Raw genomic sequence first — 12,307 nt, forward strand, 5'->3', positions numbered from 1 at the left:
CGAGAATCCTTGACCTCGGCCACGGCCTGATCCGCCGCACCATCGAGCGTGCGGTTCGGCGGGCGGGGCAGCCCTTCTCTCGCCAGGTCTATCGCATACCGGCTTGCGCCACACCGTTCCCTCTCGGCCAGAAAGATGAGGCGGATGAGTCGGGATACGGCTCTCCTCAAGCCGTACCCTCGCGTACCTTCTGAAAACGAACCCCGGACCACTCCTTTATGGCATCGTTCAGACGCCAGGTGTTGCGGGCCAGAAAGACCGGCGCGCCGTCGTAATCCTCGGCCATCTCCGCCTGGCAGGCATCCACGAACTTTTTCAACAGGCGGTGGTCGTCCGACTCCAGCCAGCGGGCGGTGATGTAGCCTGCATCCTCGAAGCGCACCGGAACATCGTATTCGCCACGAATCCGCTCGGCGAGCACCTCGAACTGCAAGGCGCCCAGCACGCCGACGATCCATTGGGAGCCCAGATGGGTCTTGAAGGCGCGGGCCACACCCTCCTCGCCCAACTGGCGCAGGGCGTTCTCCAGATGTTTGACCCGCATCGGATCCTCGGGCCGGACGCGACGCAGAATCTCCGGCGCGAAACTCGGCACCCCGGTGAATTTCAGGCTCTCCCCCTCGGTCAAGGTGTCGCCGATGCGCAACACCCCGTGATTGGGGATGCCGATCACGTCGCCGGCCCAGGCCTCCTCGGCCAGATCCCGTTCGCGGGCCATGAACAGCAACGGATTGTGGACCGAAAGAATCTTGCCGGTCACCGCGTGTTTGAGTTTCATGCCGCGTCGGAACTGGCCCGAGACCAGCCGGAAAAAGGCGATGCGGTCGCGATGGTTGGGATCCATGTTCGCCTGGATCTTGAACACAAAGCCGGAGACCTTCTCCTCGTCCGGCTCCACCAGGCGTTGTTCCGCCTGCTGGGGGCGTGGCGCGGGGGCCAGATCGAGCAGGGCGCGCAACAGCTCGCGCACGCCGAAATCGTACATGGCGCTGCCAAAGAAGACCGGGGTCAAATGGCCCTCGCGATAGCTCTCCAGATCGAAGGTCGGGCAGAGGCCGTGGGCCATCTCCACCTCTTCGCGCAGCGGGTTGAGAAAACGCGGCGAGAGCAGTCCGTCGAGCTGGGCATCGTCCACGCCGGAAAGGGGCAACCCCTCCGGGGGAACCTGTTCCGGGCGGACCCGTTCCATGCAGGACAGACGTGGTTTCAGCAGGTCATAGCACCCCTGAAACTCCCCGCCCATCCCCACCGGCCAGTTGAGCGGCGTCACCTCCAGGGCCAGTTGATCGGCGATCTGGTCCATCAGGGTGAAGGGATCCAGACCATCCCGGTCCATCTTGTTGATGAAGGTGATGATGGGCACGTTGCGCAGACGGCACACCTCGAAGAGTTTCAAGGTTTGCGTCTCGATCCCCTTGGCCGCGTCCAACACCATCACCGCCGAATCGACGGCGGTCAGGGTGCGGAAGGTGTCTTCGGAGAAGTCGGCGTGCCCCGGCGTATCCAACAGGTTGATGACGTGACCGTCGAACTCGAAGGTCATCACCGAGGCGGTGACCGAAATGCCCCGTTCGCGTTCCACCTTCATCCAGTCGGAGCGGGCCCGGCGTTGTTCGCCGCGCGCCCGCACCCGTCCGGCCTCCTGGATGGCGCCTCCGAACAGGAGGAGCTTTTCGGTGAGGGTGGTCTTGCCCGCGTCCGGGTGGGAGATGATGGCAAAGGTGCGGCGTCTGCCGACCTCATGGGAAATGGCGCTCATGAACCGCGTGATCCTCGCTGACGGGACGAAACACAAGGGAACGAAGCAACCCCGTTTTTCCGTGGAATTCCCGTCAGAGGGGCACGGTCGGGGGTGAGGGGATTCTTTCCCCTCCACAACGACAACCCCCCATTCTATCCGATTTGACCCGTGCCATAAAGAGTCGATCGAGGTGCCAGGGATCTCCGGCGGGTGAAAAACGTGCAGACCAACATCAACGACCCAAGGTCGTCGCTCGCGGAATGGGCCTGGTCGATCTCTCGCGAGTCATGCCGAGGCGCGGTCGGCGTGTGGCCTCACCCCCCGTTTTCCCAGCTCTGCTCCCCGAACTCCGGGAAGTTGCGGCGCAGCAGACCTTCCAGAAAAATCCGTTCGTCATGACCCGCATTTGGCAACCAGGTGGCCAGCCAGTAGAGAATCCGGGCGGCGCGCTGCTCCTCGCCTGCAGACTTGCAGGCGCTCTCCAGCAGATCCGCGTCGATCTGAGCCAGGGGTTCGGGGATATACTCCCCTACCTGGGTCTCCCGTTCGACGCGGATCGCCCCATCGATGATCCCCGTGATCCGTCCCGAACCCATGAACTCCCGAACCCCAAGCCAGCCGTTCACCAATCGGCGCAGATTCTCGGAGGTCACCACCAGCACATAGATCGCCAACGTGCCGAGCAGCGCCCGCACCGCGCTCAAGGTGCGCCGTCCCACCGCGCCGCCGATCACCTCCATCAGCGTGTACTCATCCGTCTGACCGTTCGGTTGTTCACTCCAGGCCGGCGCGACCAGCACCACGCAGAACAACTCCCGATCGGTCACCAGATAGAGATGCCAGCCGCGCTCCTCCAGGGACAACAACTCGCGCAAACGTTGCACCGCCTCTTCGTCCCCGCGCATGCGACCACCCGGAAACGGCGAGCCATCCCCATGCAGCAACCATTCGCCGCGCACCCCTTCCAGACGACTCACCCGGTTCAGGAACGCCTGATTCCAGATTCCGCCATTCACCTCCAGCGCGGCGGAACTCCGATTGGTCACGCCCAACCCGTTCAACCACCCCTCCACATCCCGCTCGGTGGTGGCCAGCATGCGCACCAGTCGGTCGCGGACCGTCCCCTTGGTCCCTTCCAGAAACATCTCTCCGCTGCCGGAGAGCAACCAATCGCCGGAGATGTGTACCTGATCGGTCAACTTGACGATGAAATTGCGCGACGGTTCCTTGCGTCCCGCCTCGACATCCGCAATGTAGGCGCGACTCACGCCGATCCGTTCGGAAAGCTCCTGTTGGGTCAAGTCGAGTTCCCGTCGGATCGCCCGCAATCGCAAGCTAATCATGCTTGTGGATTTTTGCATCATTTTTCGTATTGTTCGGAATTATTGTGGCCACAGACCGCAAAAATTATTACTTCGTGTCAATATACACGAGAACTGTTGATTCAGCAAGTTGTATGATGTTATCATGAACAGAATCTTTATCAAAACGATGCGCCGGTATGGAGTCAGCATGAATCACAGCAACGAATCCAAAAATCCCTCTTTTGCCCAACGATTCAAGTCGGCCCGTCTGCATGCCGATCTGACCCAGCAGGAGTTGGCGGGACAGGTGGGCGTCAGTCAGGCCGCGATCCACAAACTCGAGTCCGGGCAGTTCGGCAGTTCTCGCAAAACGGTGGCGATTGCCATGGCCTGTCGGGTCAATCCGGTGTGGCTGGAGACCGGTGTTGGCGAAATGCTGCCTTTTCAGGACAAGGGGATCGAGGCGGACTCCGAGGAGGGGGCGATCACCGGGGGGACCAGCACGCAACTGGGCTTTGTGGAAGGGGAGTTGGATAAAATGATCCACACCCTGTATGCCTTGCGCAACCAGGTGCGCAGGTTGCGCAACCGTCAACGGGCCCGCACCCGACGCCGCAAGGAGGCCTCGCAAGAGGCGGGCGCGACGACCGACACGGAAAACAATGTCGGATCATGCGCAACCGTTTCGGTGGAGACGGAAACATCAGATGTATAAGATTTCTTGTTTTGAACTCAGTCCCACCACCTCCCGCACCAACCGCGGGACGGCATAGCCCGGAAGACGCGCGCGCAGGGCGGTCATCAACTCCCGTCCGCGGGCTTCGGGAACCTCGAAATGGGCCGCGCCGGCCACCGCGTCGAGCAGATGCAGGTAATACGGCATGACCCGCGCATCGATCAGCGCCTCGCACAAGGCGGCCAGGCTCTCCCCGTCGTCGTTGATCCCTTTCAACAGGACCGATTGATTCAGAAGCGGAATGCCCGCATCCACCATCCTGGCCAGGCCTGCCCGCGCCGGCGCGTCGAGTTCGTCGGCGTGGTTGACATGCACCACCACGATGGGGGTCAGGCGACTGCCGGTGAGGATCCGGATCAATCGCGGGGTGATTCGTTTGGGGAGAAAAACCGGCACGCGGGTATGGATGCGCAACCGTTTGAGATGCGGGATGTCGGCCAGGCGTGCCGCGAGGCGTTCCAGGCGACGATCCGACAGAGTGAGCGGATCGCCGCCCGAAAGGATCACCTCGCGGAGGGACGAATCCGCCGCGATCGCCTCCAGGGCGGGTTGAAACGCTCGCGGGTGCATGGGAGACGGCGTGGCGCGGTCATGACGCCGGAAACAGAAACGACAATGCACAGCGCATCCCGTGGTCACCTTAAGCAGCACGCGTCCCGGATATTTGGCGATCAGTCCAGGGATTTTTTGCGTGCAGGATTCGTTCAACGGATCGGTGGTGTATCCCGGAACCTCCTGCAACTCCTCGACGGTGGGGAGGAACTGCCGCGACAAAGGGCCCTCGCCCCGCTCGGCCATCAGTCGCGCGGCCAGGGCCGGCGGCACCAGAAACGGGAACGTCTCTGCCGCCTTTCTGGCTCCGGCGGGGAAATTTGTCGGGATTTCGACCGAATGATTCATGGCGGGGTGATCTGCGGCCTCGGTTGCGGTATACTGGGGAGCGGATGTCATCGTTGGACCTTTCGTGAACCCATTGCCAAGGAAATCGTATTCATCATGAGTGACATGCTCAACCACAACCAACTGCGCCAGGGCACCCGCGTCGAGATCGACGAGTTGCCATGGATCATCGTCGATGCCCAGTTCGTCAAGCCGGGCAAGGGCCAGGCCTTCACCAAGATCAAGATCAAGAACCTGATCGATGGCCGGGTGATCGAGCGCACCTTCAAGTCGAGCGAAAACGTCATCAAGGCCGATGTCGTCGATCGGGACATGCAGTTTCTGTACAACGACGGAGAGTACTGGCATTTCATGGATCCGGCCAGCTACGAACAGTCCGCCCTCGACGAAACCCAGGTTGGTGAAACCCGCTTCTGGCTCAAGGAGCAGGAGACCTATCTGGTGACGCTTTGGAAGAATCGCGCCATCGCGGTGATGCCCCCCTCCTTCGTCATCCTCACCATCACCAAATGCGATCCGGGCATCAAGGGCGATACGGTCTCCGGGGCCACCAAACCGGCCACCCTGGAGACCGGCGCCGAGGTCAAGGTGCCGCTGTTCATCAACGAGGGCGAGCGAATCCGTGTCGATACCCGTACCGGCCAATACGTCGAACGTGCCAAGGATTGATCCGGAAATCTGGCGACCCGCGGCCTCTCCGGACGGTTGGGCCGCGCGGGCGCGGGTGTTGCGACAGATCCGGGAGTTCTTCTTCGCCCGTGGCGTGTTGGAGGTCGAAACCCCGATCTTGAGCCGTTTCACGGCCCCCGACGCGTCGCTGGATCCGATCGGCTGCGAGATGGGCTATCTCTCCACCTCGCCGGAGACGGCGATGAAACGGCTGGTGGTGGCGGGATCAGGTCCGATCTATCAGATCACCCGCGCGTTTCGCGCCGGGGAGTCCGGACCTCTGCACAATCCCGAGTTCACCATGCTGGAGTGGTATCGTCCCGGCTGGAGCTGGCGCGAACTCATCGATGAGAGCGTGGCGCTGGTGCTCGAAGCGCTGGGAACGACCGGGCGTCACGAATTCACCTTTGCCGAGGCGTTCACCCGATTCGCCGGCATCGACCCCTTCGCGGACGATTGGGCCACGCTCCGCAACGCCCTTCCCGGCCCGCTCCCCGAGGGGCTGGAGCGTCTGGAACTTCTGGATCTGCTGCTGACCGAACGGGTGGAACCGGCCTTCGCCGCCCTGGACGGCGTGGTGGTGCTGACCCGATTCCCGGCGGAGCGGGCGGCCATGGCGATCATCGATTCCGGCCCGCCGGCCACCGCGCTCCGTTTCGAGTTGTATGCGCGCGGGGTGGAACTGGTCAACGGCTACCAGGAATTGACCGATCCGGACCAACAGGAGGCGCGTCTGCTGGAGGCCAACGCCAAACGAACCGAGGCCGGAAAATCGAAATTGCCGATTGATGGGAACTTTCTTGACGCCTTGCGAGTCGGGATGCCCAAGACGGCGGGTGCGGCGTTGGGGGTGGATCGACTGGTGATGCTGGCCATGGGCGCGGTGCGACTGGCCGAAGTGGTGGCCTTTCCCGAGGATCGTGCATGAAAATTGCATCGATCCCACCGATTTGCATTTTTCCACAGATCGGTCACGGCCATTAAGAGGAGATCCCCGCATGGTTCTGTTGCACTCACCCCCCGGAGAACTGGGCGCGTTCGCCCCGGAGTTTGCCTTGCCCGGCGTGGATGGCAAGACGCACACCCTGGAGAGTTACCAGTCGAGTCCGGTGCTGGTGGTGATGTTCATCTGCAACCACTGCCCGTATGTGCAGGCGATCGAGGAGCGTCTGATCGTCCTGGCGCGGGAACTGCAACCCAGAGGGGTGGCGTTTGTCGGCATCAGCAGCAACGATCCGACCAGCTATCCGGAAGACAGCTTCGAAAACATGCGCCTTCGGGCCAACAAAAAAGGCTATTCCTTCGATTATCTGTACGACGGGAACCAGCGGACCGCCCGGGATTACGGCGCGGTCTGCACCCCGGACTTTTTCGTCTACGATCGGGCGCGCACGCTGCGCTATCGCGGTCGACTGGACGACAGTCCGCGCAATCCGGCGGCGGTGCGCCGCGAGGAGATGAAGGAGGCGATTCTGGCGCTGCTCGAGGATCGGGCGGTCCCGGAACCGCAAAATGCCGCCATGGGGTGCAGCATCAAGTGGAAGGAGTAACGGGCCGGATGGGGGGAGTTCCCCATCGCTCCCCCCCGCGTGGCGCCTGCATCGGGTGTGCCACACCAACCCCCGTCGGGATCCGTCCCGATGTGAATCAGGAAGCCTCAAGGTGACCCAAAGCGCGAAAAATCGGGAAATTCCCTTCAACTACACCTCGTTTTCCGATCGGGAGGTCGTGCTCCGTTTTCTCGGTCAGCGGGCCTGGGAGTATCTGGAGAGCCTGCGCGGAAAACGGGAGACCGGACGTTCGGCCCGGGTGCTCTTCGAGATTCTCGGCGATCTCTGGGTGATCTCCCGCAACCCCTACCTGCAGGAGGATCTGCTCGAACACCCCCGACGCCTTGATGCCCTTCTGGAGAACATCGGTCAGCGCATCCAGTTGATCGTGGATCGTGCCAAGGGCAATGCCGAGGTGTTCGAACTGATCGAAAACCTGCGGGAGGCGGTCAAGGCCTTTGGGGCGTGGTTTCCGCAACGCGAATCGCTGCGCAAGCGGGCCCGACACGCCTTCGCGCGCGTCACCCGTGCGGAAAACATCGACTTCACCCCCATGGGGCGGGTGGCCCACATCACCGATGCCACCGACTGGCGCGTCGAGTGTCCGGCTTGCGTGTTGAAACCGGACCGCGAGGAGGAGGTGGCGGCGTTGGTGGCGGTGTGCGGCGAACTGGGTCTTCCGGTCATTCCGCGCGGCGGCGGGACCGGCTATACCGGCTCCGGCGTGCCCCTTCATCCCGACACGGTGATCATCAATACCGAAAAAATCGATTTCATCGCCCCCATCGAACGGATCGTGCCGCCGGGCCTGACGTGCATGAAAGGGGGAGAACCCCCGCACTCCCCGACTGCGGACCTCCCCGACGGGAGTTCCACGGCCATCGATTCCGTACCCACGATCCGGGTGGGCGCCGGCGCGATCACCGCGCGGGTGGAAGAGACCGCCGCCAGGTCCGGCTGGATCTTCGCGGTCGATCCCACCTCCAAAAACGCCTCGACCATCGGCGGCAACATCGCCATGAACGCCGGCGGCAAGAAGGCGGTGCTGTGGGGCACCACCCTGGACAACCTCCTCTCCTGGCGCATGGCCACCCCGGATGGCGGCTGGATGGAGGTGGAACGACTCGATCACAACCTGGGCAAGATCCATGCCCTGCCCGAGGCCCATTTCCGCGTCACCCGCTTCGGCGGCGACGGCCAGATCCCCGTGGGCGAACCGGTCACCCTGACCATCCCCTCGGAACAGTTCCGCAAGCCCGGACTGGGCAAGGATGTCACCAACAAGGCCCTCATGGGACTGCCCGGCATCCAGAAAGAGGGGTGCGACGGTCTGATCACCAGCGCCGTGTTCGTGCTCTATCCCAAGCCAAAATTCACCCGCACCGTCTGTCTGGAGTTCTTCGGCGCGGATCTGGCGCAAGCCGTGCCGGCCATCGTCGAGACCAAACGCTACCTGGAAGAGACTCCGGGCGTGGCCTGCGCGGGTCTGGAACACCTGGACGAGCGCTATCTGCGCGCGGTGGGCTACAACGTCAAGGCCTCGCGCGGCGAACACCCGAAAATGGCCATTCTGGCCGACATCATCGGCGATGACGAAAACCGGGTACGCGAGGCGGCCCTGCATGTCACCGAACTGGCGCAGGCGCGGGATGGCGAGGGGTTCATCGCGGTCAGCGAGGAGGAGCGGGCCCGCTACTGGGCGGACCGCTCCCGCACCGCCGCGATCGCCGCCCACACCAACGCCTTCAAGATCAACGAGGACGTGGTCATCCCCCTGGAGCGGCTGGCCGAATACAACACCGGCATCGAACGGATCAACATCGAGCAGTCGCTCAAGAACAAGATCCAAACCCTGGTGGTCATGGAGCGGTTTCTGGACGGAGAGGGGTTGGCGCTCTCTCTGCCCGCCGGCTATCCGAACAGCGACGAAAGCCTGACTTCGGTGGCCGCCAAGCGCGAGGCGGGATTGGCCCTGTTGGCCAGGGTGCGCCAGCGGTGGCAGAGGATTTTCGCCGCCCTCGATGCCTGGGCCACGGATCATCCCGATCTGCTCGACTCCCCGGCCCAGGCCCGTGCCGACATCCGGTTGATCGATCTGCTGTTGCGCCGCGAAATGCGTATCTCCCTGCGTCAGGAGGTGCTGCGTCCACTCCACAACGCCTTCGCCGGCGAACTGTGGGACGCCGCGCGCCGGGAGATCGACGCGCTGCATGGGGCGGAGCGCTCCCGACGGCTGTTCGTGGCCCTGCACATGCATGCCGGCGATGGCAACGTCCACACCAACATCCCGGTCAACTCCAACGACTACGAGATGCTCCAGGAGGCGGAACGGATCGTGGATCGGATCATGGAGCTGGCCGTCTCCCTGGATGGACGGGTCTCCGGCGAACACGGCATCGGGCTCACCAAATTCCGCTATCTGGATCCCGAGATCATCGACGCCTTCGTCGATTACAAAATGACGGTCGATCCGGAAGGACGCTTCAATCCGGGCAAGCTGATGCCCGGCTCGGGTCTGGAGCGCGCCTACACCCCGTCGTTGCGCCTGGTGCAGCAGGAGGCGATCATCCTGCGCGAGACCGCCATGGGCGATCTGAATGACGACGTGCGCAACTGTCTGCGCTGCGGCAAATGCAAGAAAGTCTGTTCCACCCATGTGCCGCGCGCCAATCTCTTCTACTCCCCGCGCGACAAGATCCTGGCCACGGGCCTGATCATCGAGGCGTTCTTGTATGAGGAGCAGGCGCGGCGCAAAGTCTCCCTGAGCCACTTCAACGCCCTGACCGATCTGGCCGACCACTGCGCGGTCTGCCGGCGCTGCGCCACCCCGTGCCCGGTGAACATCGACTTCGCTGCGGTCACCATGCGCATGCGCGAGATGCTCAAGAGTCGCGCGCGCCGCTCCGGACGCATCGGCCACCGCCTGGCCCTCGGTTTTCTCACCGCCACCGACCCGCGCCTGATCCGTCTGGCCCGCCAGTTCTTCATTCTCGGCGGTTACGCGGGACAGCGCTTGGCCCATCGCCTGTGGAAGCAACTCACCCGTCCGCACCGGCACGGCGACGAACCGCCCAAGGCCGCCGCCGGACGCGCCCCCAATCTGGTGGAACAGTTCGTTCCCCTGCTGGAGCGTCCCCTGCCCGTCGGTCTGCCGAGTCGCTCGGCGCGCGGCTATCTGGATATCGAAGATCCTTCGGTGATCCCGGTGCTGCGGGATGCCGATCGCTCGGAACCCAAATTCGAAAGCGTCTTCTATTTTCCGGGTTGCGGCTGCGAACGACTCTTTTCCGACGTGGCCCTGGCCTCGATCGCCATGATGGTCCACATCGGCGCCCAGGTGGTGCTGCCGCCCGGCGCGATCTGCTGCGGGTTTCCCCAGAGCGCCTCGGGATTGGAAACCCTGGGACGCCAGATCACCATGCGCAACCGGGTGCTGTTCCACCGGGTGGCCCATGCCTTGAGCCACCTGGAGATCAAGACCGTCATCGTCTCTTGCGGCACCTGCATGGACCAGTTGGAAAAGTACCACTTCGAGACCATCTTTCCCGGCTCCAGGTTGCTGGATGTGCATGAATTCTTGATGGAGAAAGGGGTCGGAATCCATTCGCGCTCCCGCGAACCGATCCTGTTCCACGACCCCTGCCACTCGCCGATGAAGGTCCATCCGCCGCTGATGGTCGCCTCCAGGCTGCTGGGACGTCCGGCGGTGCTGGCGGACCGCTGTTGCGGCGAGGCCGGCACCTTTTCGGTCTCCCGTCCGGACATCGCCGCCCAGGTGCGCTTCCGCAAGGACGAGGAGGTCAACCGCAACCGCGAACCCGGCGAAACGGCCCGCATCCTAACCTCCTGCCCCTCGTGTTTCCAGGGATTGTCCCGACTGGAAAACACCAGCGCCGACTACCTGGTGGTGGAGTTGACCCGTTCCCTGCTCGGACCCGGGTGGCGGACGGCCTTTTTGGAACGCATGCGTCGCGGTGGACTGGAAAAAGTGCTGTTGTAAACCGTACCCATCACGGGATGCGTCGTTCCCTGATCAGGGGTCCAGGGAGATTATCCCCCTGGTGGGATCCAAGGACAAAGCCCTTGGGGCTTTAGCTTTCGACTTGAGCGCGCTTTTCTCAAAGAAGCCTTTTTCGCGTTTTTTGCGAAAAAGGCGCCGCAGCGCAACATTGCGGGAAACGACGCCTTTCAAAATAGACGTGGTTTCACATGTGCATGACGGGGGGAGCCTCCCTCCCCCCAACCGTGGACCTCCCATTCTTGGTGGGTCGGTCGTCATGAAAGGATAGCCTCCCTCCCCCCGACCGTGGACCTCCCTTGAGGTGAGCCGGGGAAGATGCGGGTTCGATTCCCCCTCTCCCCGACCGTGGCCCCCCTTCGGGAGTTCCACGGCAACCTGGCATCTTGGCAGGAGAGCCCCATGGGATCGATGCCCGCTCTCGACCATTCCAGGAGACCACCATCGACATCGCCTCACATCTGCCCGAATGGCTCCCCGCCATCAGTCCGACATTTGCCCTGGATCTGCTCCTGGTCTATCTTGGCACGGTGGTCCAGGCCTCCCTGGGGTTCGGGTTCGCGTTGATCTCCGCGCCGCTGCTCAAGCTGATCGATCCCGATCTGCTCCCCGGTCCGCTGATGGTGGCCGGCATGCTGCTCAATGTGGCCATGGGCGCGCGGGGGTTGAAGGCGGCGGAAAAAGGCCCCCTGGCATGGATGGTGATGGGATCCCTGCCGGGCCTGTGGCTGGGTGTCCTCTCCTACGACTGGTTGACCCCTCGTCAGGCGGACATGCTGTTCGGTGTGCTGGTACTCTCGGCGGTGGGGATGTCGCGCCTGCATGGCGCCAAACACGCCACCGCCGGAGTGTTGATCGGCGCCGGCTTCTTTTCGGGCCTCATGAACATCACCACCACCATGGGAGGGCCACCGGTGGTGCTGGCCCTGCAAGCCCTGCCCGGCAACCGGTTTCGTGCGACCCTGGCCCTCTATTTCCTGGTGATTGGCACGATCTCGTTGTTTGTGTTGCCCCACTCCGTGCAACTGGACATGGCGAAATCGATCCGGGGGCTGGAGTTGATGCCCGCGGTGCTCCTCGGGCTCTGGAGCGCCGGTCCGTTCGAACGCTGGCTCGACGCGGGACGCACCCGTGTCGCGGTCCTGCTGCTGGCGGCGGCAGCCGGTGGGGTCCTGATCCTTCGCTCCTGGCCGCCGGTCGATCAGGCCGGCATGGCCGCCGTGATCTCCATCATCAAGGAGGCCCTCCTTGATCTTGTCATCGAATAAGGATGAACCATGGTGTCTCGTGAAACGCTTCAACCATCCCCTCCGCGGATGCAATCCGGCAGCCACCTGGGCGAGGAGCACAGCGTGCGTCTCGACGATCCCCGCAGACGCGCTTGAAGGC

The 12,307-nt window shown here is 63.2% G+C and carries 9 protein-coding genes; 6 read left to right on the plus strand and 3 right to left on the minus strand.

The features are described from left to right. Nucleotides 1-166 precede the first annotated feature (166 nt). Entirely contained in the window at nt 167-1,759 is a 1,593-nt protein-coding gene (locus tag ACV4UY_RS07975; protein ID WP_491607071.1) for a peptide chain release factor 3, read from the minus strand. A gap of 296 nt (nt 1,760-2,055) precedes the next feature. Further along, nucleotides 2,056-3,084, minus strand: a complete 1,029-nt coding sequence (locus ACV4UY_RS07980) for a helix-turn-helix domain-containing protein (RefSeq protein ID WP_491607072.1) — start codon at nt 3,082-3,084, stop codon at nt 2,056-2,058. 169 nt (nt 3,085-3,253) lie between these two features. Here ACV4UY_RS07980 and ACV4UY_RS07985 point away from each other — a divergent pair, with 169 nt between their 5' ends. After that, a complete protein-coding gene (locus ACV4UY_RS07985) occupies nt 3,254-3,760 on the plus strand; it encodes a helix-turn-helix domain-containing protein (protein WP_491607073.1) in 507 nt (168 codons plus the stop codon). On the opposite strand, the gene ACV4UY_RS07990 is transcribed toward ACV4UY_RS07985, so the two are convergent. Then, on the minus strand, nt 3,749-4,681 hold the full coding sequence (locus ACV4UY_RS07990; RefSeq protein WP_491607074.1) for a KamA family radical SAM protein: 933 nt from the start codon (nt 4,679-4,681) through the stop codon (nt 3,749-3,751). The two genes, ACV4UY_RS07985 and ACV4UY_RS07990, sit on opposite strands and share 12 nt — an antisense overlap. 105 nt (nt 4,682-4,786) lie before the next feature. Here ACV4UY_RS07990 and efp point away from each other — a divergent pair, with 105 nt between their 5' ends. The 5 genes from efp to ACV4UY_RS08015 all read left to right on the plus strand — a co-directional run bounded on the left by efp (nt 4,787) and on the right by ACV4UY_RS08015 (nt 12,186). Continuing rightward, a complete protein-coding gene (gene efp, locus ACV4UY_RS07995; protein WP_491607117.1) occupies nt 4,787-5,350 on the plus strand; it encodes an elongation factor P in 564 nt (187 codons plus the stop codon). Further along, a complete protein-coding gene (gene epmA, locus ACV4UY_RS08000) occupies nt 5,304-6,278 on the plus strand; it encodes an EF-P lysine aminoacylase EpmA (RefSeq protein WP_491607075.1) in 975 nt (324 codons plus the stop codon). Before efp ends, epmA begins: the two co-directional genes overlap by 47 nt. A 70-nt stretch (nt 6,279-6,348) precedes the next feature. Continuing rightward, complete coding sequence (locus tag ACV4UY_RS08005; RefSeq protein WP_491607076.1) at nt 6,349-6,900, plus strand: thioredoxin family protein; 552 nt, start codon at nt 6,349-6,351, stop codon at nt 6,898-6,900. A gap of 112 nt (nt 6,901-7,012) precedes the next feature. Further along, on the plus strand, nt 7,013-10,900 hold the full coding sequence (locus ACV4UY_RS08010; protein ID WP_491607077.1) for a DUF3683 domain-containing protein: 3,888 nt from the start codon (nt 7,013-7,015) through the stop codon (nt 10,898-10,900). Between the two features lie 404 nt (nt 10,901-11,304). Continuing rightward, complete coding sequence (locus ACV4UY_RS08015; RefSeq protein WP_491607078.1) at nt 11,305-12,186, plus strand: sulfite exporter TauE/SafE family protein; 882 nt, start codon at nt 11,305-11,307, stop codon at nt 12,184-12,186. The last annotated feature ends 121 nt before the right edge of the window (nt 12,187-12,307 follow it).

Source organism: Candidatus Magnetaquiglobus sp. (assembly GCF_058402785.1).